We start from the raw sequence: 24816 nt of genomic DNA on the forward strand, positions 1-24816 counted from the left end.
ATGCGAGTCTCCCCGCTCCTTCTGGTCGCCGCCCTGGCGCTGGCCCCGCTGGCCGCCTGCGACGACACCACAAAGACCCCGGCGACCGGCGAGACGCCCAAGCCACCCTCGCCCGAGCCCGGTCCGCCCACGCCGGATGACTCGCCCGCCGACGGCGGGGCCGAGCAGCCGTCCAGCGAACCGGTGCCGCCCAGCCCCGATCCCGCGCCGCAGCCGGCCGACCCGCCCGCGCCTTCGCCGGCGAGCTTCGACCACGCGCCGGCCGGGGCGATCCCCGCCGGCCAGGGTCCGGGCTATCTGGACCGCACGGTCTGGTCGCCCAAGATGTGTTGGCCGATGCAGGAGGCCGGCTTCCCCAACTCGCAGGTCTATGGCCCCGGCGGCGGCATGGGTCCTGCCGGCAAGCCCAGCCAGTGCGATACGCAAAACTACACCCTGCCCTGGCATGACACCTTCTGCGAGGCGCGCTCACGGGCGAACCCGCTGTGCGCGGGCGCTGGCACGGGCCACCAGGGCCAGGACATCCGCCCGGCCACCTGCAAGAAGAACGAGCACTGGGCCGTGGCCGCCGAGGCCGGCACCATCACCGACATCGGGACCTACACCGTCACCCTCGTGGCCAAGGCCGCGCCGCACTACACCTACCGCTACCTGCACATGCAGATGTCGACCCTGGCGGTGAAGGAAGGCGACAACGTCGCCGTCGGCCAGAAGCTGGGCAAGGTGTCCAACGACTTCGGCGGCACGCCCACGACGATCCACCTGCACTTCGAACTGCGGGCGGGGGTCAGCGGCACGACGTCTGACGGCAAGGCGGTAGCGCTGCACACCTTCCTGCCGCCGTACCTGAGCCTAGCCGAAGCCTATCAGCGCAAGCTGGATGGCAAGGCGTGCGGGAGCTAGCGCTCCCGCGTCTCTGACCGATAGGCCCGAGGCGTCGTACCGACCTCGTCCTTGAAGGCGCGGTTGAACGGCCCGATGGAGGCGAAGCCGCAATCGAAGGCGATCTCCAGGATCGAGCGCCGCTCGTCCGGGCTGGCCAGCAGCGCCTTGGCGCGCGCGATCCGGTGGTGGTTGATCCAGCGGTTGAAGTTGGCAAAGCCCAGGGCGGCGATGCTTTGCGAGACGCGGTACTCCGGCTCGCCCAGGCGCGCGGCGACGTCGGCGATCTTCAGCTCGGGCCAGCTGTCGATGGCCTCGTCGGCCAGCAGCCGCTTGAGGCGCTCGGCCAGGCGGGCGTCGTCGTCGGTCGGAGCGCGGCGGGCCGCCTTCGCCGCCAGCGGATGACCTTGCCGGAACCAGACCGCGGCCAGGATGGCCACCAGCCCCACGACCGCGCAGATGGCCTTGACCAGATTGTCCTGGGCGGCGTCGGTCGAGGCCCGCAACCCCAGGATCGAGGCCGCCACCAGGACGGCATTGACCGCGACGAAGACGAACCGGAACCGCTTCTCGACAACCGGCAGGTCGCGCGCATAGCGCTGGAAGGGCTCGACGAAGGTCAACAACAGGGCCGCCGAACCGCTCAGAGCGTAGACATTGTCGGCGACGCGTCCGACGGTGCCTCCGGCCGGCGCCAGGACCGCCAGGCCGCCGCTGATCGCCACGATCAGACCGACGATGCTGGCCCAGCGGGCGTCCCGCTCCGCCGGATCGAACAGGGCGCGGGCGACCAGCCAGGCCCAGCCGCAAGCCCCGACGCCGATGGCCGAGAACGCCGCGCCGGCGTGGCCGCCGACAAAGCGAGCGAGGAAGTAGCAGACGAAGGACACGGTCGCGATCGCCACGCAGACCTGCAGCCGCCCGCGCGGCCGCCAGGGCCGCAGGCCCGCGATCGAAGCGCCGGATGTCGTGGCCGAGGTCATGAGCGCGAAACTGCCTCGCCTCGGAAATTATCTCTAGCCGAATTCCAAATCGGCGAGACCCCGCGCTCGCGTCGCCGCCATCCCTGCCGTCGGCCTCAGTCCGGAGGTCGTGTCAGGAGCTTCCATGTCGTCCCTATCGTTTCCCCAGAAGGCCCTGCGGGGGGCCAGCGTGCTCTGGTTCGTCGTCGCGGCCGTCGGCCAACTCGCCTTCATCGGCTTTATCCTGGCCTTCTACGGCGTGCGCACGGCGACCGGGAACTTCGCCGGCTGGAACGACAAGCCGCTGATCGACGGCTACATCAAGGGCGACGACCTGGGCAATGTGGTCTTCGCCGCCCACGTCCTGCTGGCCTCGGTAGTGACGCTGTGCGGTCTGATGCAGCTGGTCCCCGCCCTGCGCCGCAAGTGGCCGCGCCTGCATCGCTGGAGCGGCCGGACGTTCATGGTCATCGCCCTGTTCATGGCGCTGAGCGGCGTCTGGCTGGCGGTCGTGCGCGGCACCTACCTGTCGGTGATCTCGGCGGTGGCGATCCTGATCAACGCCGTGCTGATCCTGGTCTTCGTGGGTTTGGCCTGGCGGCACGCGACCAAGCGACGGTTCGAACAGCATCGGCGCTGGGCCATGCGGACCTTCATGGTGGTCAGCGGCGTCTGGTTCCTGCGGGTCGGCATCATGGGCTGGGTGCTGATCAATCGCGGCCCGGTGGGCATGACCAAGACCATGTCCGGCCCCGCCGACATCGCCATGACCTTCGGCAGCTACCTGATCCCGCTGGCGATCCTGGAGCTCTACGAGGCGGCCAAGCGCAGCGAGGGCGGCGTCCTGAAGACCCTGACGGCGGCCGTGCTGGCCGTGGCCGCCGCCTACACGGCGGCGGGCGTCTTCGGCACCATCGCCTTCATGTGGGGACCCTATCTCTAGGCGCCCACCGCGCTCTTCAGGAACGCCGTCATGTCGGCCAGCAAGGTCGCCTTGCGCCGGAACGGCCGGGACAGGGCCAGCACCGTCCCAGCGTGGTCGAGACCGGCATAGTGGCGCTCCTCGACCCGCGCCCCCGCCTCGCGCAGAGCCGCCGCCAGCTTGCGGGTGTTGCGCGGATAGACGGTGGTGTCCTTGTCGCCCGTGGCCAGGAACGCCGGCGGGGCGTCGGCGCGGGCGTAGCGGGTCGGCTGGGTGGCCTCGAGGTCGCCGGCCTCGCCGAACGTGCGGCGAGTGATCGGGCCGTCCAACGGCAGGAAGGCGTACGGACCCGACAGCCCCGCGAACGCCTTGACCGCGCCGGGCGCGACGCCGGCCGCCGCCAGGTAGCGCGGGTCCAGGGCCAGCATGGCGGCGTTGTAGGCGCCCGCCGAATGGCCGACCAGGACGAGGCGCTTGGGATCGCCGCCCAGCGCGGCGGCATGATCGATCGCCCAGCGGACCGCCTGCGCGCAGTCGTCCAGGAAGCTCGGGAAACGGACTTCCGGATACAATCGATAGTCCGGAACGATGGTCAGGAAGCCCTGGGCCGCCAGGGCCCGCGCGGCCCAACCATAGTCCTGGCGCCGGCCGCTGTCCCAGGATCCGCCGTAGAAGAACACCGCCACCGGCGCCGCGCCGTGAGCGGTCGGCGGCGCGTAGACGTCAATCCCGCCACGAGGACCGGCGGCGTAGCGCGAGCCGCGCCCCTCGACCTTGGCGGCGTCCTTGGGCGTGAGGGTCGCGAAGACCGACAGCGGCGAGCAGGCCGAGGTCAGCAGCGCCGCCAGCGCGGCAAGGCCCGCGCGCCGGGTGGTCACAGCTTGAACGCGCCGCTCTCGATCTTGGCGTGCAGGGCCTTGGTGATCTTCACATAACCTTTGGCCGGATCGCGGAAGTACAGCGGGTCCTTGGTCTTGGCGGGATCGAAACCCTCATTGACCAGGTCCATCTTGCGGTACTTGAAGGTGCCCGTGGTCTCGATCGCCTTTTGCAGGCGCACGAAGATCGGGCGGGCGTAGGTAGGCAGCTGCTCGTCGACGTGCTTGGCGAAGGCGACCATGTCGAACTCGCCCTCGACGACCAGCGAGGCCATGCCGGCCTTGCCGTCCAGGTCGCCGACCGGCACGCCGTAGACATTGACTTCCAGCACGCCCTCGAAGCCGGCGATGCGTTCGGACACCTCACTGGTGGCGACGTTCTCGCCCTTCCAGCGGAAGGTGTCGCCGATGCGGTCGACGAAATAGATGTAACCGTCGCTATCGACTTTCATCAGGTCGCCGGTGCGGAACCACGCGTCGCCCTTGGCGAAGACGTCGTGCAGCACCTTCTTCTCGGTGGCGGCCTTGTCGGCATAGCCGGTGTAGTTCGAGCGGGCGTCGCTGCCGATATGGCCGATGCACTCGCCGACCTCGCCGGGCGCCACCTCGATGCAGCAGCCATTGGCGCTGCGGACCGGGGTCTCGCTCTCGACGTCGAACTTCACGATCCGGATGTTGAACTTCTTCTTCAGATAGCCCGGGATGCGGCCGATCGCGCCGCGGCGGCCGTCGAAGTTGAACAGCGAGACATTGCCTTCGGTCGCGCCGTAGAATTCCAGCACCTCGCCGACCTTGAAGCGGTCCAGCATCTCGTTCCAGACGTCGGGACGCAGGCCGTTGCCGAAGATCATGCGCAGCTTGTGAGCGCGCTCCAGCTCGTGCGGCGGCTGGTTGGCCAAGTAGCGGCACAGCTCGCCGATATAGACGAACATCGTGCAGTTCTCGTTCACGACGTCGGGCCAGAAGTGGGTCGCCGAGAACTTCTTGCGCAGCACGATCGAGCCGCCGTTCAGCAGGCCCGCGCCCAGGGCGCAGAGGCCGCCGGTGGCGTGGTACAGCGGCAGGGTCACATAGATGCGGTCGTTCTGGTTGGCTCCGGTCGAGCCGGCGAAGCCGCGCATATAGAGCTGGGCGCGCATGTGGGTGATGCGCGCGGCCTTGGGCAGGCCCGTCGTGCCGCTGGTGAAGATGTAAAGCGCGGTGTCCTTGGCGACGATGCCGTCGCGAGCCGTCTCGCGGTCGGGACGCAGCTGGCTGCAGCTCTTCAGCGCCTTGACCAGGTCGCGCTGCTCGCCGTGGACGGGGCCCAGCACCCACTGGTGCATATGGCGCTGCAGCTGACCCTTCACGTCCTCGAAGCAGGGCGAGGTCTCGGGATCGACGATGCAGTGCATGGCCTGGGAGATGTTCAGGCAGTGCGCTAGCGCCGCGCCGGTCAGCTGGTTGTTGATCAGGGCGGTGGCCACGCCGACCTTCGACAGGCCGTACCAGATGGCCATGTATTCCAGCCGGTTGGGCATGAAGAGCGCCACGGTCTGGCCGCGCGTCAGCCCCTGCCCCTTGGCCCAATGGGCGTAGCGGTTGGCGATGGCGTCCAGCTCGGCATAGGTGACGGTCTTGCCTTCGAACGTGATCGCCTGGCGATCGCGCCACTTGTCGACCGCGGCCTCGAGGTCGTCGCAGATCAGGTTCGGGCTGTCGGGAGCAATGGACTTAACGCGCTTCAGCGTCCGGGACAGTCCCTTCAGGAACTTGATCTCCCGCTTGATCTTCTGACGCAAACGCATTCGTGCTCTCCCTTCAAACAACCATTGGAGAGCGCCGCGCGACGGGTCAAGACGCCGAGTGCTGCATCGCAAACCTTTCAGCGTTCTCGCAGAAAAGCTGGACTAGTCGGGAACCCGGAACCGCACCTCGCCACGCTTGGAGTCGATGGCGACTGTCTGGAATTTCTTCAGAATATCAATGCCGATGACGACAGCGGGCTCATCCCGAAAGCCCCAGTAGTCGAAGGTGTGAACCTGACCGATCAACAGTGGAATGTTCCGTAACGTCAGCTTTCCCAGCATCAAACGCGACACCACCGTCGCCCTCGCCGACAGGATCTGACCGGTCACGCTGCGCAGCTGCGTGTCGGAAAGTTCGCCCACGATCGCCTTGCCTTCGCGCGCCGCCTCCAGCAACGGCAGGTTGCCCACCGTGGTGGTCGAACCGGTGTCGAGGAAGGCGATCAGGCGCTGGTCGGGGATGAAGGCGTCGATCAGCATCAGGCCGCTGCGGGTCAGGCGCGACTTCACCGCGACGGTCTGGCTGTCGGCCAGCGGCAGGCCCTCGCCCACCGCCATCTTGTGACGCTGGAAATCGAGCAGCAGGCTGGCCCGGCCCAGCCACTCCAGGCCCAGCACGCCGTCCATGCGCAGCAGCGACCGCGGCAGGACCGACACCGCCATGTTCGAACGCGAGCGCTTGCCGACCGTCAGGCTCTGGACCCGCGCGGTCGCCACCGACTGGACGCCGGCGATGCTGTGCAGCTTGTTGGAGCCCGTCCGGACCAGGCCCAGCTGGTCGGCGAGTTCGGCGGAAATCACCGAACTGCTGGCCCCGGTGTCGACCAGGAAGTCGAACGGCCCCTGCCCGTTCACATACGCCTTCACCGTCAGGCGCTGCGCCGTGTCGAGATATTTCAGGGGATCGGGCGCGTCGCTGGCCTGGCCGAACGCCGCCTCGGGCGCGATGGCTCCGGCGGCGATCAGTCCCATCACGGCGCGACGCTCTATGTCGTCCATACACGTCCTCCCCGAGGGAGGACGCTATACGGCGGCGTGAGCCGGCGCCAGATAGCGCCGTTCACTGAGCGATTGGATCAGCCTGCGGCCAGACGACGCTGGTCGTCGCGGGCGGCCTTCAGCTTCTCGGCCACCAGGAAGGCCAATTCCAGGGCCTGCTCGCCGTTCAGGCGCGGGTCGCAGTGGGTGTGGTAGCGGTCGGCGAGATCCGTCTCCGAGACCGCGCGGGCGCCGCCCAGGCACTCGGTGACGTTCTGGCCGGTCATCTCCAGGTGGACGCCGCCGGGGTGCACGCCCTCGGCCTGGGCGATCTCCACGAAGCTCTTCACTTCGCTCAGGATGCGGTCGAACGGACGGGTCTTGTAGCCGGTCGAGGCCTTCAGCGTGTTGCCGTGCATCGGGTCGGTGGCCCAGACCACCGAACCGCCGGCGGCCTTGGTGGCCTTCATCAGGCGCGGCAGGCGGTCGGCGATCTTGTCCGAGCCGAAGCGGCCGTACAGCGTCAGGCGGCCCGGCTCGTTGTTGGGATTCAAGACGTCGATCAGGCGCAGGAGGTCGTCGCCCTCCATGGTCGGGCCGCACTTCAGGCCGATCGGGTTCTTCACGCCCTTCATGAACTCGATGTGCGCGCCGTCCAGCTGGCGGGTGCGCTCGCCGATCCACAGCAGGTGGGCGCTGGTGTCATACCAGTCGCCCGAGGTGCTATCGACGCGGGTCATGGCTTCCTCGAAGCCCAACAGCAGGGCTTCGTGGCTGGTGAAGAATTCCACCTGGTGCATGCCCGGATGGCTCTGGGGCGTGACGCCGATGGCGGCCATGAAGGCCAGGCTCTCGGTGATCTTGTCCGACAGTTCGCGATAGCGCGCGCCCTGCGGGCTGTCGCCGACGAAGCCCAGGGTCCAGCGGTGGATGTTGTGCAGGTCGGCATAGCCGCCGTTGGCGAAGGCGCGCAGCAGGTTCAGCGTCGAGGCCGATTGGCCATAGGCCTTCAGCAGGCGGTCCGGGTCCGGCACGCGCTCCTCGGCGGTGAAGTCCATACCGTTGATGATGTCGCCGCGATACGACGGCAGGGTCTCGTCGCCGATCGTCTCGATAGGCTCGGAGCGCGGCTTGGCGAACTGGCCAGCGATGCGGCCCACCTTCACCACCGGCTTGCCGCCGGCGAAGGTCAGCACCACCGCCATCTGCAGGATCAGGCGGAAGGTGTCGCGGATGTTGTCCGCGTGGAATTCCTTGAAGCTCTCGGCGCAGTCGCCGCCCTGCAGCAGGAAGGCGCGGCCTTCGGCGACATCGCCCAGCAGGCTCTTAAGCCGGCGCGCTTCACCGGCAAAGACCAGTGGCGGCATCTGGCGCAGCGTCTGCTCAACCCGTTCCACCGCACCCATGTCCGGATAGTCGGTGGGCATGTGCTTGGCGGGTTTGGCTCTCCAGGTCGCGGGGGTCCAGCGGGTGGTCATGACAGGCTCGATAACTGAAGGGGCGGCGTAGATACCGCGAAAGGGACGAAAAGGCAAAATCGTGCGGGACGATACCGCAGACCCGCCCGAAGTGGAAAATTCGTTGCGACGCTACTCGGATGCCGCGCTCGTTTTTTGCGCGATGCCGCAGGCGATGGCGGCAATGACGCCCAGCGCCATCCACCACTCCTGCCAGACGCCGAAGCTGACGCCGCCGATGACCAGGAAGGCCGTCAGGGTCGCGGCGGCCATCGCGCCGTCGCGGCGGTTCACCCCGACCCAGCCGACGATGCGGTACAGGATCCAGGCGAAGAACGCCGCCGCCAGGGCCGCGCCGACCGAGCCCAGCTCCAGCCACAGCTGCAGGGCGGCGTTGTGGGTGTGCAGCGGGATGCCCGGGAAGGTGCGAGCCGCGTCGAAACCCCAGCCGCGCAGGGCGTGGTCGACCGTCAGGTTGGCGGAATAGGCCCAGATGTTCAGGCGCGCGTCCCAGGACGGCGGGGCCAGCACGTGCAGCCAGGCGAACAGGCCCGAGCGCACGGCCCACAGGATGGCCATCGGCGCGAAGATGAAGATCGCCGAGACGATCGGGATCATGGCGCGGACGAACGGCTTGCCGATCAACCGCACACCCAGCCAGGCCACGCTCGCCAGCAACATGGCCGCGATCGGCGCATCGGCGCCGGTCAGGTGCGCGCCGACCAGGATCATCAGGGCGGTCAGGGCGATCAGGATGTTGCGTCCCCGGAACTTCCAGGCGTCCAACAGGCGCACCATCGGCCAGAACAGCAGCACCATGGTGTAGGTCCCCATCGAGACCTTCACCATCGCGATATCGGGCCTGACCGGATCGCCGGTCAGCTTGCGCAAGGCCTGATAGAGAGCGGCCTTCGACACGCCGTCCAGGAAGGTGACCAAGGCCAGCAGGATCACGCCGACCACCATCACCCGGCTGGCCAGGCGGGCCGAGCGCGTGGACATCCCACCCAGCGCGGCGTAGGCGGCCGCATAGAGACCAAGCTCCAGCACCAGCTTCAGGATCGTCAGATCCTCGAGGTCCTTGCTGCGCTTGAAGTCGCCCCAGTGCGGCGCGGCCGGGCTCCAGGCCAGGCTGATCGCCGCCCACAGCACCAGCGCCAGCAGGGCGAACATCGGCAGCACCGGCGGCCGCGAGCGCGCCAGGCCCGGCGTCGCCAGCAGGCCGACCAGGGTCAGCACCGTGGCCGACCCCAGCGGCGCCAGGTAGCCGACCAACGGCGTCATCACCATCAGAAAGACGGCCAGCCCCCCCAGCCAGCGCGTCCGTTGTTCGCCCCCCCAGGCGTTAGGTTGGGTCATCCAACCCCGCCGACTTCGACCGGGACGTACTTCTCGCGCATCGTGACCAGTTCTTCGGCCAGCGTCGGGTGGACCGCGCAGGTCGAGTCCCACTGTGGCTTGGTCACGCCCATCTTCACGGCGATGGCGGCCATCTGGATGATCTCGGGCGAGTCCGGGCCCACCACGTGGACGCCGACCACCTTCTGGTCGTCCTGCTTGACCACGATCTTCATCAGGCAGCGCTCCTGGCCGCCATAGAAGGTGATCTTCATCGGGCGGAACACGGCGCGATAGATGTCGACCGCGCCGAACGCATGGCGCGCCTGCGCCTCCGTCATGCCCACCGACCCGACCGGCGGCTGCGAGAACACCGCCGAGGCGACCATGTCGTGATCGAAGCTGGTCGGGTTGTCGTAGAACTCGGTCTGGGCGAAGGCCGCGCCTTCGCGGATGGCCACCGGCGTCAGGTTGATGCGGTCGGTGACGTCGCCGACGGCCCAGATGCTGGGGACGTTGGTCTTGGAGAACTCGTCGACGGCGATCGCGCCCTTGTCGTTCAACTTCACGCCGGCCTTCTCCAGGCCCAGGCCCTGGACGTAGGGCTCGCGGCCCGTGGCGAACATCACCGCCTCGGTCTCGAAGGTCAGGTCGCTGGTCAGGGTGCTGAGCAGCGTGCCGTCCTCTTGCTTCTCGATCGAGGTGTGCGAGCAACCCAGCACCACCTTGATGCCCTTCTTGCCCAGCTCGTCGGCCAGGTGCGAGCGGACGTCGTCGTCGAAGCCGCGCAGGATGTTGGCGCCGCGGTACAGCAGCGTGGTCTGCACGCCCAGGCCGGCAAAGATGCCGGCGAACTCGACGGCGATATAGCCGCCGCCGACGACCATGATGCTCTTCGGCAGCTTGGGCAGATGGAACGCCTCGTCCGAGGTGATGCCCAGCTCCGCGCCGGGGAAGTCGGGCTTCACGGGACGGCCGCCGGTGGCGATCAGGATCTTCTTGGCGGTGTAGGTTCCGGCGTCCTTGCTGCCCTCTTTCGGCAGCACCTCGACGGTGTGGGCGTCGACGACCTGGGCGCGGCCGTGCAGCAAATTGGCGCCGGCCTTCTGCAGGTTGGTGACATAGATCCCCGACAGGCGCGCGATCTCGACGTCCTTGTCGTGGATGAAGCCCTTCCAGTCGAACTGGGCGTTCTCGATGGTCCAGCCATAACCCTTGGCCGTCTTCAGCTGGCTGGTGACCTCGCTGGCATAGACCATGAACTTCTTGGGCACGCAGCCGCGGATCACGCAGGTGCCGCCGACCCGATACTCCTCGGCCACGCCGACCTTGGCGCCGCTCATGGCCGCCACCCGCGCCGCGCGCACGCCGCCCGAGCCGGCGCCGATGACGAAGAGATCGTAGTCGTAGTCAGCCATCACCGGCCTCCGGAACCTTAACTAGTCGGCTTATGTAGGACGTCAGGGAACGAGGCGCACCACACCCTGGTCGGTTCCGATCAGGGCTTCGTCGGCCAGGTCCAGGAACAGGCCGTGGTCGACCACGCCAGTGATGCTCTTCAGCGCCGCGGCCAGGGCCGCCGGATCGGCGATCACGCCCGAGGCCATGTCGTAGATCAGGTTGCCGCCGTCGGTGACCACCATGCCCCGGTCGGCCTGGCGCAGGCGCGGCGGCGGCAGGTCGAACTCGGCGGCGATGTCGGCCAGACGCCAGCTGGTGTGGACGTGGCCGAAGCGGACCACCTCGATCGGCAGCGGGAACTTGCCCAGGGCGTCGACCTTCTTGGCGGCGTCGGCGATGACCACGCAGCGGCTGGAGGCTTCCCAGACCAGCTTCTCGCGCAGCAGGGCCGCGCCGCCGCCCTTGATCAGGGACAGGCCCGGACCGACTTCGTCAGCGCCGTCCACGGTCAGGTCGATCGCCTTCACATCGTCCAGCGCCGCCAGCGGGATGCCCAGCTCGCGCGCCAAGGTGGCGGTAGCCTCCGAGGTCGGCACGCCACGGATGTCCTTCAGGCCGCGCGCGGCCAGCGCCTTGACGAACCAGGCGGCCGTCGAGCCCGTGCCCAGGCCCACCGTCATGCCGCTCTCGACGAGCTCGGCGGCGGCTTCGCCCGAGATGCGCTTCTGGTCGTCGGCGCTCATTTCTTGCTGTCCTTCTTGGCTTGCTTCAGGGCGCGGAACTTGGTCGCCCATCCGGCCTTCGTCGTCTGTTCGGCGCGCGACAGGGCCAGCGCCCCATCCTCGACATCCTTGGTGATCACCGAGCCCGAGCCGGTCATCGCCCCGTCGCCCACCCGCACGGGCGCGACCAGGGCGCTGTTGGAACCGATGAAGGCGCCCTTGCCGACATGGGTCTGGAACTTCTCGAAGCCGTCGTAATTGCAGAAGATCGTGCCGGCCCCGATGTTGGCCTTCTCGCCCACCGAGCCGTCGCCCAGATAGCTGAGGTGGTTGGCCTTGGCGCCGGCCCCGACCTTGACGTTCTTCACTTCAACGAAGTTGCCGATGTGGGCCTCTGGGCCGATGTCAGCGCCCGGACGCAGGCGGGCGTAGGGACCGATCAGAGCACCCTCGCCCACCGCCGCGCCTTCCAGATGGCTGAAGGCCTTGATCTGCGCGCCGGCCGCGACGCTGACGCCGGGGCCGAACACCACGAACTGCTCAATGACGGAGCCGCCAGCGACCTTGGTGTCCCACGACAGGTGGACGGTCTCAGGCGCGGACATGGTCACGCCGTCGACCATCAGGGCGTTGCGGCGGGCTTTCTGCCAGACGGCCTCGGCGGCCGCGAGCTCAGCCTGCGAGTTGACGCCCTGCACCGAAGCCTCCGGCGCGAAGGCCGCGCGGGTCACCAGCTTGCGGTCGTGGGCCAGGCCCACGACGTCCGTCAGATAGTACTCACCCTTGGCGTTGTCGTTGCGGACACTGGCCAAGATGTCGAACAGGACCGCGCGATCAGCGGCCAGCACGCCGGAATTGCAGTGCTTGACCTGCTTGGTGGCGAGGTCGGCTTCCTTCTCCTCGACGATGCGCAGCAGCACGTGGCCCGGCGCCAGGATCAGGCGGCCATAGCCGGTCGGGTTGGCGGCCTCGAAGCCCAGCACCGCGACGTGTGCGCCGCCCGCCAGCTGGTCGAACAGCGGCGCGATCACGCCGGCGGTGGTCAGCGGACAGTCGGCATAGGTGACGACCACGTCGCCGTCGAAATCAGCCAGGGCGTCCTTGGCGGCCAGCACGGCGTGGCCGGTGCCCAGCGGCGGGTCCTGGATGACGGTGGCATTGGGCCCCAGGCGCTTGCGGGCGTGCTCGCCCACTTGCGGGCTGTGCGCGCCCACAACGACGACGATCCGGTCGCAGCCCAGCCCCTCGGCGGCGTCGATGGCCAGGTCCAGCAAGGTCCGGCCGGCGACCTTGTGCAGCACCTTGGGCGTCGGGGACTTCATCCGTGTCCCCTGGCCGGCGGCCAGGATCACGGCGGCGCGCGGGCGGGACGGCGTGGAAGCGGAATCAGTCATGGGCCTGGGCGACTCCCCGAAGAGCGTTCAGCGTTGCATTAGCCGCGCAATTGGCGGAAAGGCCAGACCCATGAGCGAGCTTCATGACCTGAACGGGGCGACGATCGCCTTCGACCTCGACGGCACCCTGGTCGACACCGCGCCCGACCTGGTCGGGGCGCTGAATACCATCCTGGCGCAGGAGAACCTGCCGCCCCTGCCCTTCGACGACGTGCGGCTGATGGTCGGTCGTGGCGCCCGCGCTCTGCTGGAGCGCGGCTTCGCCGCCGCCGGTTCGCCCCTGGACGCCGAGCGCGCCCCGCCGCTGGTCGAACGTTTCATCGCCCACTACCTGACCCGCATCGCCCAGGAGAGCGCGCCCTTCCCCGGCGTGGTCGAGGTCCTCACCCAGTTGAAGGCCGCCGGCGCCAAGCTGGTGGTCTGCACCAACAAGTTGACCAACCTGTCGGACGCCCTGCTGGAAGCCGTGGACCTGCTGCCGTTCTTCGACGCGGTGATCGGCGCCGACAGCACCCCGGCCGCCAAGCCCGACGGCCGCCACGTCGCCGCCGCCATCGCGGCCGTCGGCGGCGACATCAGCCGCGCCGTCATGATCGGCGACAGCATCAACGACGCCCTGGGCGCCAAGAACGCCGGGGTTCCCAGCGTGCTGGTCTCGTTCGGCTACACCGAGGAACCGGTCGAGACCCTGGGCGCGGATCTGGTCATCCACAGCTTTTTGGATGTGCCCCAGGCCTGCATCTCGCTTTTGGCCTCTTGCCCCGCGCCGAACACCAGATTATAGACCCCCTCCTCTCGCGGATCGGTCCTCTTTAAGCGGACCTCTCCACACCGGCGGATGCGTAGCTCAGCGGGAGAGCACCTCGTTCACACCGAGGGGGTCACAGGTTCAATCCCTGTCGCATCCACCATTCCTTCCCTTTCTCGACATCGCGGATCGCCTGAGCCTATGCAGGCTCTGGAAATCCCTCCGCGCGTTCCCACTTCATCGAAGCCGGGAAGCCGGGATCAGAAAGGGTTGAACCGATGAGCACCGAAACCGCCATTCTTGCCGGTGGCTGCTTCTGGGGCGTGCAGGACCTGCTGCGCCGCTATCCGGGCGTGCTGAACACCCGCGTCGGCTATTCCGGCGGCGACGTGCCCAACGCCACCTACCGCAATCACGGCGATCACGCCGAGGCGATCGAGATCGTGTTCGATCCGGCGGTGATCAGCTATCGCCAGATCCTGGAATACTTCTTCCAGATCCACGACCCCAGCACCCGCAACCGCCAGGGCAACGACATCGGCCGTAGCTATCGCTCGGCGATCTTCTACACGTCGGAAGCCCAGCGTGAGACCGCCGAGGACACCATCGCCGACGTCGACGCCTCGGGCCTGTGGCCCGGCAAGGTCGTGACCGAGATCGCGCCCGCCGGCGACTTCTGGGAAGCCGAACCCGAGCACCAGGATTACCTGGAGCGGATCCCGAACGGATATACCTGCCACTTCATCCGTCCGGGTTGGGTCCTGCCCAAGCGGGCCGCCGCGACAGCCGGCTAGGCCTCGCAGGGAACCTGGGCTGGCGTCCGCGCCGCACGACGGCGCAGCGCCAGCACCAGGGCCACCGCTGCCAGCGCCGAGACGGCCGCATAGCCAGGCGCGCTGAGCGGGCCCATCTGGTCGACCAGCACGCCGCCAAACACCGCCCCGGCGGCGATCGCCACCTGGAAGGTCGAGGTCAGCAGGCCGCCAGCCAGCTCGGCCTGGTCCGGCGCGGCCGAGGTCGCCCAGGACTGGAAGCCGACCGGCAGCATGGCGAAGGCAAAGCCCCAGACCGTCAGGGCGACCGCGGTCAGCAGGCCGACATGGCCCAGCGTGACGATGGCCAGGGCCGAGACGCCCACCAGGGCCGCGCCGGTCAGCACCGCCAAGCGTGGATCCCGGCCAACCAGGGCCGCGCCCACCAGGTTGCCGAAGAAGCCCGCGACACCGAAGGCCAGTAGGGTCAGCGAGATCGCCTTCAGGTCCAGATGCGCCACCTGCTCCAGCACCGGCCGCACATAGGTGAAGCCGGCGAAGTGGCCCGAGATCACCAGCAGCACGCCGATCAGAGCGGTCGCCACGGCCGGCCGTCGCGCGACCTCGACCAGGCCCGCCAGGCGCGGGACCGACGTCGGGGCCAGGCGCGGCAGGGTCGCCAGTTGAGCCAACAGCGCGATCGCGCCGACGACGCCGGAAATGATGAAGGCCGCGCGCCAGCCCAGGGTGTCACTGACATAGGCGCCGATCGGCGCCGCCGAGACCGTGGCCACCGACACACCGGTGAAGATCAGCGACATGGCGCGCGGCATGGCGGCCGGCGGGACCAGGCGCATGGCCAGGGCCGCGGCCATCGACCAGAAGCCGCCCAGGCTGGCGCCCAGCAGCACGCGGGCCACCAGCAGGGTCGGCAGGTCCTTGGCGAATACGGTCAGGAGGTTCGAGACACTGAGCAGCGCCATCAGGCCCCACATCACCACCCGGCGATCGAAGCGCCCGGTCAGCACCGGCGTCAGCGGCGCGGCGAAGGCGCCGACCACGGCCGTGGCGGTCACCGCCTGGCCGGCCGCGCCGACGCTGACGCCCAGGTCGCGGGCCAAGGGCGTGAGCACGCTGGCCGGCAGGAACTCGGACGTGACGAGCGCGAAGACGCCCAGGGTCAGGGCGCCGACGGCGGCCCAGGCGGCGGGACGACTATCGTCCTGCTCAGCGGTTACTGAAGACATGAAAAACCCTCCGGATACTCGACCCCTTAAGTAGGATTCCGAAGGCGCGGCGCTCGGTCGCCCCGGCCCCGTTTTTCTCGGCGGAGGTCCAGAAGTTCTGGCTGGTCGCGAGTCGACTGTGTCGGCGCTGACGCCGACTGATACATTCGCAATACGAACGCGCCCGACGGCGTCCACAATCTGCCGGTCTAATGCGCCCGCCCGAGGGGCGGCGCGGAGACCGGGCAGTGAGCAACCTAGGCCAGCAGGCCGTGACCACGACATGGGCGCGACGTTCGGTCCCGCGACGGACGGCAAACGACGTGTCCGCGCGTCCACGCTCATGGTCTATGGTCGAGCCCATGACTCCGCAGACCGACACCTCGCCTGTCGCCGAAATCCTGCTGGTCGAGGACGACCTCGAACTGCGCAGCGAAATGACCGCCTATCTGGTCGACAACGGCCATGTCGTGCACGAGGCCGGCGACGTGCCGACCGCCCGCAAGATCCTGGCCGAGCGCGCGATCCAGGTGGCGGTGCTGGACGTCAACCTGCCCGGCGAGGACGGCCTGTCCCTGTGCCGCGACCTGGCCGGCGGCGAAGGCCCGGCCATCCTGATGCTGACGGCGCTGGGCGATCCCATCGATCGGATCCTGGGCCTGGAGCTCGGCGCCGACGACTATGTGGTCAAGCCGATCATGCCCCGCGAGCTGCTGGCCCGCGTGAAGGCCCTGCTGCGCCGCCGCCCGGCCGGCGCCACGGCCCGCAAGACCAGCGTCTACCGCTTCGCCGACTTCCGCCTGGACCTGGCCGCGCGCCAGCTGCAGGCGCCGAACGGAGCCATCCTGCTCCTGACTCGCAGCGAGCTGGCCATCCTGGGCGCCCTCTTGGACCGCGCCCGCCAGGTCGTGCCGCGCGAGGACCTGATCGCCCTGCTGCGCGCCGACGAGGCCGACGAGATGGGCCGCGCGGTCGACCTGCACATCAGCCGCCTGCGTCGCAAGATCCAGGACCAGACCGAGCGCGAGCTGATCCGCACCTATCGCGGCGTGGGCTACATGCTGGACGCGGGAGTGGTCGGGCAATGACCTGGAGCAAGCGCCTCAGCCCGCCTCTGTGGGCCCGTATCCTGGCCATCGTGGTCGGGGCCCTGGCCGCCGCCCAGGTGGTGACCCTGGTGCTGACGGTGTTCTTCCCGCCGGCCCCGCCCAGCCAGTACAGCCTGTCGGATATCGGGTCAGCCCTGCGCGGGGGCGACACGCCTGACGATCGCGACCGGCCTCTGGTGCTCAGCTTCGAGGACACCGCCCCCAGCCTGGCTAGCCCCGGCTGGGTGGTCTCGCCCGCCGCGACCCAGGACCTGGCCAAGTTGGTCGGCGCGACCGAGGCCGACGTGCGCCTGCTGTTCTACGCCCCGCCGCCCCTGGCCGGCGCACCGATGCCGCCGCCCCCGGCCCGCGCCGAGCAGGGTCATCCGCAGATGATCAATGTGGGCCAAGCCGGCGGCGCCGGCGGTCCACCGATGACCATGGGCGGCCCCGGCCGCATGCCGGGCGGCGGGCCGATGGTCCGCACGGGTCCGATGGGCCAGCCCGGCGGCGCCTTCCCGCCTTCGCAGCGCGTCTTCCAGCGTCCGTCGATGCCGCAGCAACAACAGATGTCCCGGCCCATGATGCGTCCGTCGGGTTCATTCCCGGACGGCGCGGCGGCGATCCGGGGTCCGAGCGCTTCGCCTGCGATGGGCGGTCAAATGCCAGTGGGTCGACCGGACGTCCTGAACGGTCCGGCGCGTGGGCCGATCATCCGCTCGCCGCTGGACGCCGCCGTCTTCGCCCGCCCCTCGCCGCGCTTCGTGTTCACCAGCACGGCGACGACCGAGACCCCGGCGCGAGCGCCAATGGCCGTCACGTCCGTCCCGCCACCCGCCCCGGTCGTCATCGCTCCCGCCGCCGCGCCACCGGTCGCCACGCCCGAGCCGATCGAGCCGGCGCGCCCAGCAGCCGAGACCTCGATCACCCGGATGCCGCGCGCCAGCCTGCCCAAGGCCGACACGCCGCTGCCCGCTCCCGTGGCCGAGCACACCCTGCCGCCGCCGTCCGTCGCCAGCGGCTTCAGCCTGGGCCGCGCGCCCTATGTCGAGGGCGAGTTCGTCGCCGCCATGAAGATGGACGACGGCCGCTGGGCCACCGTGCGTCCGCGCCCCGAAGGCTTCCCCAACAGCTGGCAGCGCCGGGTGCTGCTGTGGTTTGGCCTGTCGGTCGCCCTGATCGCCCCGCTGGCCCTGTTCGTGGCCTGGCGCCTGGCCGCGCCGCTGAAGGTGTTCGCCGAGTCCGCCGACCGCCTGGGCCGCGAGCCCTCGGCCGACCTGCCGCCGCTGTCGGGGCCCGCCGAGATCGGCAAGGCCGCCGACGCCTTCAACCTGATGCAGCAGCGCCTCAAACGCTACGTGGACGACCGCACCGGCATGATCCGGGCGATCTCGCACGACCTGCGCACGCCCCTGACCCGCATGCGTTTCAAGCTGGAGCGCGCCTCCCCCGCCCTGCGCCAGGCCATCGGCCGCGACATGGACCAGATGGAGGAGATGATCGCCTCGGTGCTGGCCTTCATGCGCGACGAGACCCACACGGCCACGCGCCAGGTGGTCGACCTGCGCTCGCTGCTCGAGGTGGTGGTCGACGACGCTCCCGGCGCCGTGAAGCTGGAGCCGGGCGTGGCGGTGCTGGCCGAGATCGACGTGGTCGGCGTCCAGCGGGTGGTCGAGAACCTGATCGACAACGCCCTGAAGTACGGCGAGCAGGCCAGCGTCAGCCTGACCGTCCGCGACGGCGAGGCCTTCATCGAGGTCGCCGACAAGGGCCCCGGCCTATCGTCCGACGACCTGGAGCGGGTCTTCCAGCCCTTCTACCGCAGCGAGGCCGCACGAGCCTCGGGCAAGTCCGGGGTGGGCCTCGGTTTGGCGGTGTCGCGCTCGACGATCCGCGCCCATGGCGGCGACCTGCGGCTATTGCCGGCCGACCAAGGGCTGGTGGCCGAGCTGCGCCTGCCCCAGGCCCGATCGCTGCGCGCGGCGGCCTAGGAGACCCGCTCGACCGGGACGGTGAACAGATAACCCGAGTGGCGGACGGTGCGGATCAGTCGCGCCCCGCCCTCGGCCCGCGCCAGCTTGCGGCGCAGGCGGCTCATGGCGACGTTGATCTGGAAGTCCGCCCTCTCCGGACCGACAGGCCCGCCCGGCGTCAACTCACGACGCGGCACCACCTCCTGCGGCTTGGCCACCAGCGTACGCAGCAGGTTGAACTCGGCCGGCGACAGGTCGATCGATCGCGCGTTCGGGTCGAACAGCTGGTGCGTCGCCGCGTTCAGCCGCCAGCCCTCGAAGCGGTAGCTCTCGGCGCGGGCCAAGTTCTTAGCCAACATGGCCGCCTCGCCGCGCCGGCGCAGCACCGCCCGCAGGCGGGCCAGCAGTTCGCGCGGCCGGCAGGGCTTGGCGACATAGTCATCGGCGCCGATCTCCAACCCGACGACGATATCGGCCTCGTCGGCCACGGCGCTGACCACGATCACGGCCGGCGCGGACGGGTGTTCGCGAAGCTTGCCGCAGACCGCCAGACCCTTTTCGCCGGGCCGCATCAGGTCGAGGATGACGGCGTCGACCTCGGTCTTGCTCAGGACCTGGTCCATCTCGCGCACGCAGGTCGCCTGGAGCACCTCCAGGTCATGGCGCGCCAGGAACTGGGCCAGGCTGGCCAGCCCTTCGGGATCGGAATCGACAAGCAGGACCCTGGACCGCATGGCCAAGGTCTAGCCGGCGCCTCGGGCGGAAAACTTGACCCGCTTGTATCGGCAGATCGCCAATTGTGGCGTGATTGCGGCTAGATCTTCCGCGCGGCTTCCTGGCACAGGCGCAGCAGCCAGGCGTTCGGCGAGTCCGGCCCGTCGGTGGCCCGCAGCACCGCCCCGAACGGCGTTGGCGGCGGGGCGTTGGGCGGCTCGATCATCGCCACCTTGCCCCGCGTGGCGGCCATCTCGGCCAGGCGGCGGGGCAGGATGCAGGTCATGTCCGAGCGGCTGACCATGTTCATGGCGCTGAACGAGTCCTGCACCGAGAACGGCTGATAGGGATTGTCGCCCAGGGCGTAGGTCTCGCCCCACGAGGTGATGCGGCGCAGGCCCAGGTGCCCGGCCGAGGTGCGGTCGGGATCGTCGTCGCCGCCCTTCACCCCCAGGCGCGGCAGGCGGGCCAGGGTCTCGTAGTCGACGCCGCCGGCCACGGCCGGATGGTCCTTGCGCAGCACCCAGACGCCGGTCTCCTCGAAGAGCTGGGTGTGGGTGAACCGGCCGGGGATCGCCTCGAAACAGCCGATGACCATATCCAGACTGCCGGTGTCGAGATCCTCGGTCATGCCGGCATAGAGGCCGCGGAAGTGGATCTGGATGTTCGGCGCCTGGGCCAGCACGCGCTCGGCGATCAGCGGCCCCAGGACGTAGGAGATGTAGGTCCCCGTCGCGATGGTGAAGACGTGGTGATCGAGCGCCGGGTCGAACTTCTGGGCGGTAACGGCCGTCTCCAGCAGCTTCAGGGCCGTGCGGGCGGTGTCGGCGATCTCCAGCGCGCGAGGCGTGGGGCGCAGGCCGGTTTGCCCCCGGATGAAGAGGTCGTCGCCGACCATCTCGCGCAGGCGCCGTAGCGAATGGCTGACCGCCGACTGCGACAAGCCCAGGCGCTCGCCGGCGCGCGTGGCGTTCTTCTCTTCCAGCAGGGTGACGAACACCCGGAAGAGATTGAGGTCGGCGGTTCTGAAATTCACGGCATTCATGGCTGTCGTGAAGACATATCATTTCCCTCATGACAGGCGGAGTCCTATTTCACCGGCGAAGGTTCGCGGCCCGAACGAACCTCGAGGATTCCCCAAAACCTATCTGTATGTGGAGCAGCGCGTGAGCGACGCTGAAGGTTACGAAGCTATCGCGGACGCCGAAGCGAACGCGGCCAACCGGCGGCGGAGCAGGACCCTGGGCCAGCGGCTGCGCTGGCCGCTGATGATCGGCGTGCCCGCCATCATCCTGATCGGGGCCGGCGTCGTGATGCTGACGGGCGGTAAGTCCGAGACCACCGACAACGCCTACGTCCAGACCAGCCGCACGGCGATCAGCACCAGCATCGACGGCCGCGTGGTCGAGATCGCCGTCCACGAGAACCAGCCCGTCAAGAAGGGCCAGGTGCTGTTCCGCCTGGATCCCGCCGACTACCAGGTGGCGGTGTCGGAAGCCGAGGCCGCCCTGGCCCAGGCCCGCTTCGACGTGCAAGGCAAGCGCGCGGTCTACGCCCAGCGCCTGGCGGATCTCGCCGCCATCCAGGAAACCGCCGCCTACGCCCAGCGCGAGGCCGCCCGCCAGCGCGACCTTGCCGCCGCCGGCGTCGCCACCAAGGCGCAGGCGGATGAAGCCCGCCACGCCGCCGACCAGGCCCAGCGCCAGATCGCCGTGGTCAAGCAGCAGGTCGTGACCGCCCTGGCCGACCTGGGCGGCGACGCCCATGCCGCCACCGAACGCCAGCCGGCCGTGCTGGAAGCCGCCGCCAAGCTGGAGCGCGCCAAGCTCGATAGCTCCTACTCCGCCGTGGTCGCCCCGACCGACGGCGTGGTGGCCAAGGTCGAGCAGCTGCAGGTCGGCGCCCGCGTCACCGCCTCGCAGCCGGTGTTCTGGCTGATCTCGGGCCAACCCTGGATCGAGGCCAACTTCAAGGAAGACCAGCTGGCCCACATGCGGGTCGGCCAGGCCGCGACGATCAAGGTCGACGCCTATGACAAGCCGCTGAAGGCCCATGTGGCCAGCTTCAGCCCCGGCACGGGCTCCAGCTTCGCCCTGCTGCCGGCCGAGAACGCCACCGGCAACTGGGTCAAGGTCGTCCAACGCCTGCCCGTGCGCCTGACGCTCGACCAGGCCCCGCCGGCCAACCTCAGCGCCGGCCTCAGCGCCAAGGCGACCGTGGACGTCCGGTCGGGCCGCCACGGATGACCCCCAAGGCGCTCCAGGAGGGCCAGGCCCGGGACGTCGCCAATCGCACGCCCATCACCATCTCGGTGATGCTGGCGACGATCATGATCTCGCTGGACACCACTATCGCCAATGTCGCCCTGCCCCACATCCAGGGCAGCGTCTCGGCGTCGGCGGACCAGATCACCTGGGTGCTGACCTCCTACATCGTGGCCTCGACGATCATGACGCCGCTGACCGGCTTCCTGACCGAGCGCATGGGCCGCAAGATGGTGCTGATCGTCTCGATCATCGGCTTCACCATCGCCTCCATGCTGTGCGGCGCGGCCCAGAACCTGGTCGAGATCGTCCTGTTCCGCCTGCTGCAAGGCCTGTTTGGCGCGGCGCTGATCCCACTGTCTCAGGCCGTGCTGCTGGACATCAACCCGCCCGAGCGCCACGGCCAGGCCATGGCCGTCTGGGGCGCCGGCGCGGTGCTGGGTCCGCTGCTGGGCCCGGGCCTGGGCGGCTGGCTGACCGACAATCTCGACTGGCGGTGGGTGTTCTTCATCAACCTGCCGATCGGCATCCTGGCCTTCTGCGGCGTGTTCTTCTTCCTGTCCGAGAAGAAGAGCAGCGAGAAGCGCAAGTTCGACACCCTGGGCTTCCTCGCCTTGGCCATCGCCATCGGCGCCTTCCAGCTGATGCTGGACCGCGGCCCCAGCCAGGACTGGTTCGGCGCGCGCGAGATCTGGATCGAGCTGATCATCGCCGTCATCGCCCTGTGGGTGTTCGGCGTGCAGCTGGCCACCGCTGAGAAGCCGTTCGTGGCCCGCGAACTGCTGGCCGACGGCAACTTCATCACCTGCTGCCTGTTCGGCTTCTTCATCGGCATCCTGCTGTACAGCACGCTGGCTCTGCTGCCGCCGCTGATGCAGACCCTGCTGGGCTATCCGGTCGCCTTCACAGGCCTGGTCTCGATGCCGCGTGGTCTGGGCTCCTTCATCGCCATGTTCGCGGTGGGCCAGTTGATGGGCCGGATGAACATCAAGCTGCTGCTCAGCATCGGCCTGGCCATCAGCGCCCTCTCGCTCTGGCAGATGAGCCACTACAATCTGCAGATGGACACCACCCTGCTGGTGACCTCAGGCTTCCTGTCGGGCGTCGGCACGGGGCTGATCTTCGTGCCGCTGTCGACCATCGCCTTCGCCAAGGTGATGCCACAGCACCGGGCCGAGGGCGCGGGCCTGTTCACCCTGATCCGCAACATCGGCTCGGCGGCCGGCATCTCGATCATGCAGGCCCTGTTCGTCAGCGGCATCGAGAAGCACCACGCCGTGCTGGTCGAGCACGCCCGGCCCGACAACCCGCTGTACCAGGCCTACATGCCGCACCTGTTCTCCAGCCAGGCCGCCATGGCCGCCTTCAATGGACTGATAGGCCGGCAGGCGGCGATGCTGTCCTATCTCGACGACTTCCGGCTGATGCTGGTGATCACCATCGCCTGCGCGCCGCTCATCCTTCTCATGCGTACCCCCAAGCCAGGGGCGAAGGCCGCCAATGTCTCCGACCACTAAGCTCATCGCCACGCTGCTGGCCGCGTCCAGCCTGACCGCCTGCACGACGGTCGGTCCGAACTTCCAGGCTCCCGAGGCGCCGAAGACCGTCTCGACGCTGGGCGCGGGCGAGACCGCTCCGGCGGCCGTTCGCCTCGACGCCGACGCGGCCAACGCTGGCCCGTGGTGGACGGCCCTGAACTCGCCCGAGCTGGACGCCGTCATCCGCCAGGCGCTGAAGGACAGCCCCACGCTCGCGGAAGCCGACGCCACCCTGGCGCAGTCGCAATCGGCCCTGGCCCAGGCGCGCGGCGTGGCCGGCCCGCAGGTCACCGGCAACGCCGGCGTCGCCCGCGAGCGCGCCAACCTGCAGGCCTTCGGCTTCACGGGTTTTGGCGACATCAAGCTCAGCAACCCGACCTTCAGCCTCTATTCGGTCGGTAGCGCGGTCAGCTATGATCTGGACCTGTGGGGCGGCAACAAGCGCCGCATCGAAGGCGCCACGGCGCGCCTGGAGGCCGAAGGTCGTCGCACCGAGGCGGCCTATCTGAGCCTGACGGCTAATGTCGCGATGCAGGCGGCGACCATCGCCACGCTACGCAGCCAGATCGCCAGCGTCGAGCAGATGATCGCCGACGATCAGGCCAATATCGACCTGATCCGCAAGGCCAACGCCCTGGGCGGTTCGACCAGCCTGGCCAAGGTCTCGGCCGCCAGCCAGCTGGAAGAAGACCGCGCCCAGCTGCCGGCTCTGCAAGGCGAACTGGCCGCCGCCCGTCACGCCCTGGCGGTGCTGGTGGGCAAGGCCCCGGCCGACTGGGCCGCGCCGGCCTTCGACCTTTCGACCATGGGCTTGAGCGCCCCGGTCCCGGTCGCCCTGCCCTCGCAGCTGGTGCGCAAGCGTCCGGACATCCTAGCCGCCGAAGCCGAGCTGCACGCGGCCACCGCCGATATCGGCGTGGCGACGGCCGACCTCTATCCGAACATCAAGCTCAGCGCCTCGCTGACCCAAGGCGCGCTGAAGCCGGGCGATCTGTTCTCTTACGACGCCAGCGGCTGGGATCTTGGCGCGGGCCTCACCGCCCCGCTGTTCGACGGCGGCGCCCTGAAGGCCCGACGGCAGCAGGCGCGCGAGGCAGCCCGCGCGGCCTCGGCTCGTTACCAGCAGACGGTGCTGACGGCGTTCGGCCAGGTCGCGGACGCGCTCTCGGCCCTGTCGGCCGACGAGACCGCCCTGGCCGCCCACGCTCGCACCGAGCAGCAGGCGAGCGAACGCCTGCGCCTGGCCAAGGTCGCCTTCGACAAGGGCGGCGGCACGATGCTGGAAGTGATCGACGCCCAGCGCACGCTCAACAGCGCCCGCTCGGCCCGCGCGCGGGCCGAGGGTCAGCGGCTCGTAGACGCTATCCGCCTGTTCGCCGCGACGGGCGCGGACTGGCGGACCAGCTAGTTATTCGGGAGCGATCGACGACCGCAGACGCTGAGCGACGTCGCCCAGCGTGATGGCGTTCAGGGAGTCGTTGACCTCCAGGACGCCTTGACCGTGCTGCTGCGACAGGTTGCCGGTGAAGTCGGTCAGGGCCGTGATGTGCTGGGCCAACAGGTCGACCGTATGCAGCTCCTGCATCACCGACAGGCGGTGCTCGTCCGGCACGACTTCCAGGATCTTGCCCAGCGCCACGTCCAGATGGCCGCAGGCGACGGCGGCCAGCGACATCTCCGACGAGATCGCCTTCAGCACCGTTTCCACGCTCGCAGGCGCCAACTTATCCGACATCATTACCCCCTGATTCCTGGGAGGGAGGTCAGCACGCGTCGCCCCACGGCCGCAAGG

General features: G+C 69.1%; 22 protein-coding genes and 1 tRNA gene. 10 read left to right on the forward strand and 13 right to left on the reverse strand.

Going from position 1 to position 24816, the window contains the following annotated elements:
* Window positions 1-903, forward strand: a complete 903-nt coding sequence (locus AC1RRR_RS09410; RefSeq protein WP_492812479.1) for a M23 family metallopeptidase — start codon at window positions 1-3, stop codon at window positions 901-903.
* Here the strand turns inward: AC1RRR_RS09410 and AC1RRR_RS09415 are convergent.
* Window positions 900-1865, reverse strand: coding sequence for a helix-turn-helix transcriptional regulator (locus AC1RRR_RS09415; RefSeq protein ID WP_492812480.1), 966 nt, complete (start codon window positions 1863-1865; stop codon window positions 900-902). The genes AC1RRR_RS09410 and AC1RRR_RS09415 overlap by 4 nt on opposite strands.
* A 124-nt stretch (window positions 1866-1989) precedes the next feature.
* Here AC1RRR_RS09415 and AC1RRR_RS09420 point away from each other — a divergent pair, with 124 nt between their 5' ends.
* Entirely contained in the window at window positions 1990-2787 is a 798-nt protein-coding gene (locus AC1RRR_RS09420; RefSeq protein ID WP_492812482.1) for a DUF2306 domain-containing protein, read from the forward strand.
* Here the strand turns inward: AC1RRR_RS09420 and AC1RRR_RS09425 are convergent.
* From AC1RRR_RS09425 to glmU, 8 genes are all read right to left on the reverse strand, one after another.
* On the reverse strand, window positions 2784-3644 hold the full coding sequence (locus AC1RRR_RS09425) for an alpha/beta hydrolase (protein WP_492812484.1): 861 nt from the start codon (window positions 3642-3644) through the stop codon (window positions 2784-2786). The two genes, AC1RRR_RS09420 and AC1RRR_RS09425, sit on opposite strands and share 4 nt — an antisense overlap.
* Window positions 3641-5431 carry a long-chain-acyl-CoA synthetase gene (locus AC1RRR_RS09430; protein ID WP_492812485.1) on the reverse strand — a complete coding sequence of 597 codons (1791 nt, stop codon included), beginning with the start codon at window positions 5429-5431 and terminating at the stop codon, window positions 3641-3643. Before AC1RRR_RS09430 ends, AC1RRR_RS09425 begins: the two co-directional genes overlap by 4 nt.
* A 102-nt stretch (window positions 5432-5533) precedes the next feature.
* Window positions 5534-6430 (reverse strand): aspartyl protease family protein, encoded by an 897-nt coding sequence (locus AC1RRR_RS09435; protein ID WP_492812487.1) that lies wholly within the window; start codon window positions 6428-6430, stop codon window positions 5534-5536.
* Between the two features lie 77 nt (window positions 6431-6507).
* Window positions 6508-7887, reverse strand: a complete 1380-nt coding sequence (locus AC1RRR_RS09440; protein WP_492812489.1) for a class II 3-deoxy-7-phosphoheptulonate synthase — start codon at window positions 7885-7887, stop codon at window positions 6508-6510.
* A 111-nt stretch (window positions 7888-7998) separates the two neighbouring features.
* Window positions 7999-9225 carry an O-antigen ligase family protein gene (locus AC1RRR_RS09445; RefSeq protein WP_492812491.1) on the reverse strand — a complete coding sequence of 409 codons (1227 nt, stop codon included), beginning with the start codon at window positions 9223-9225 and terminating at the stop codon, window positions 7999-8001.
* The gene (gene gor / locus AC1RRR_RS09450) at window positions 9222-10622 is read right to left on the reverse strand and encodes a glutathione-disulfide reductase (protein WP_492812493.1); all 1401 of its coding nucleotides are present in this window, start codon (window positions 10620-10622) and stop codon (window positions 9222-9224) included. Before gor ends, AC1RRR_RS09445 begins: the two co-directional genes overlap by 4 nt.
* Window positions 10623-10664: 42 nt before the next feature.
* Window positions 10665-11348 (reverse strand): ribose-5-phosphate isomerase RpiA, encoded by a 684-nt coding sequence (rpiA, locus tag AC1RRR_RS09455; protein ID WP_454717153.1) that lies wholly within the window; start codon window positions 11346-11348, stop codon window positions 10665-10667.
* Complete coding sequence (gene glmU, locus AC1RRR_RS09460) at window positions 11345-12721, reverse strand: bifunctional UDP-N-acetylglucosamine diphosphorylase/glucosamine-1-phosphate N-acetyltransferase GlmU (protein ID WP_492812495.1); 1377 nt, start codon at window positions 12719-12721, stop codon at window positions 11345-11347. Before glmU ends, rpiA begins: the two co-directional genes overlap by 4 nt.
* Before the next feature lie 70 nt (window positions 12722-12791).
* On the opposite strand from glmU, the gene AC1RRR_RS09465 reads away from it, so the two are divergent.
* The 3 genes from AC1RRR_RS09465 (at window position 12792) to msrA (ending at window position 14263) form a co-directional block, all read left to right on the forward strand.
* Window positions 12792-13505 carry a phosphoglycolate phosphatase gene (locus tag AC1RRR_RS09465; protein ID WP_492812497.1) on the forward strand — a complete coding sequence of 238 codons (714 nt, stop codon included), beginning with the start codon at window positions 12792-12794 and terminating at the stop codon, window positions 13503-13505.
* A 52-nt stretch (window positions 13506-13557) separates the two neighbouring features.
* Window positions 13558-13632, forward strand: a tRNA-Val gene (locus tag AC1RRR_RS09470).
* 115 nt (window positions 13633-13747) lie between these two features.
* Entirely contained in the window at window positions 13748-14263 is a 516-nt protein-coding gene (gene msrA, locus AC1RRR_RS09475; protein WP_492812499.1) for a peptide-methionine (S)-S-oxide reductase MsrA, read from the forward strand.
* Here the strand turns inward: msrA and AC1RRR_RS09480 are convergent.
* Window positions 14260-15468, reverse strand: a complete 1209-nt coding sequence (locus tag AC1RRR_RS09480) for an MFS transporter (RefSeq protein ID WP_492812501.1) — start codon at window positions 15466-15468, stop codon at window positions 14260-14262. The two genes, msrA and AC1RRR_RS09480, sit on opposite strands and share 4 nt — an antisense overlap.
* Window positions 15469-15809: 341 nt before the next feature.
* Between AC1RRR_RS09480 and AC1RRR_RS09485 the strand changes: the two genes are divergently transcribed.
* Together AC1RRR_RS09485 and AC1RRR_RS09490 are read left to right on the forward strand one after the other, a co-directional pair.
* Entirely contained in the window at window positions 15810-16535 is a 726-nt protein-coding gene (locus tag AC1RRR_RS09485) for a response regulator (RefSeq protein WP_492812502.1), read from the forward strand.
* A complete protein-coding gene (locus AC1RRR_RS09490; RefSeq protein WP_492812504.1) occupies window positions 16532-18526 on the forward strand; it encodes a HAMP domain-containing sensor histidine kinase in 1995 nt (664 codons plus the stop codon). Before AC1RRR_RS09485 ends, AC1RRR_RS09490 begins: the two co-directional genes overlap by 4 nt.
* Here AC1RRR_RS09490 and AC1RRR_RS09495 read toward each other — a convergent pair.
* Both AC1RRR_RS09495 and AC1RRR_RS09500 read right to left on the reverse strand, forming a co-directional pair.
* The gene (locus AC1RRR_RS09495) at window positions 18523-19242 is read right to left on the reverse strand and encodes a response regulator transcription factor (RefSeq protein ID WP_492812506.1); all 720 of its coding nucleotides are present in this window, start codon (window positions 19240-19242) and stop codon (window positions 18523-18525) included. The genes AC1RRR_RS09490 and AC1RRR_RS09495 overlap by 4 nt on opposite strands.
* Window positions 19243-19322: 80 nt before the next feature.
* A complete protein-coding gene (locus AC1RRR_RS09500) occupies window positions 19323-20267 on the reverse strand; it encodes a LysR family transcriptional regulator (protein ID WP_492812508.1) in 945 nt (314 codons plus the stop codon).
* A gap of 121 nt (window positions 20268-20388) precedes the next feature.
* On the opposite strand from AC1RRR_RS09500, the gene AC1RRR_RS09505 reads away from it, so the two are divergent.
* Genes AC1RRR_RS09505 through AC1RRR_RS09515 form a run of 3 tightly spaced genes read left to right on the forward strand, consistent with a single transcriptional unit; the run spans window position 20389 to window position 24432 of the window.
* A complete protein-coding gene (locus tag AC1RRR_RS09505) occupies window positions 20389-21468 on the forward strand; it encodes an HlyD family secretion protein (protein ID WP_492812510.1) in 1080 nt (359 codons plus the stop codon).
* Entirely contained in the window at window positions 21465-23003 is a 1539-nt protein-coding gene (locus AC1RRR_RS09510; RefSeq protein WP_492812512.1) for a DHA2 family efflux MFS transporter permease subunit, read from the forward strand. Before AC1RRR_RS09505 ends, AC1RRR_RS09510 begins: the two co-directional genes overlap by 4 nt.
* Entirely contained in the window at window positions 22987-24432 is a 1446-nt protein-coding gene (locus AC1RRR_RS09515) for an efflux transporter outer membrane subunit (protein ID WP_492812513.1), read from the forward strand. Before AC1RRR_RS09510 ends, AC1RRR_RS09515 begins: the two co-directional genes overlap by 17 nt.
* Here the strand turns inward: AC1RRR_RS09515 and AC1RRR_RS09520 are convergent, their stop codons facing one another.
* Entirely contained in the window at window positions 24433-24759 is a 327-nt protein-coding gene (locus tag AC1RRR_RS09520; protein ID WP_492812515.1) for a DUF8776 family protein, read from the reverse strand. It lies immediately after the preceding gene.
* Window positions 24760-24816 lie beyond the last annotated feature (57 nt).

It is taken from the genome of Caulobacter sp. GW821-FHT12D05, from assembly GCF_058807295.1.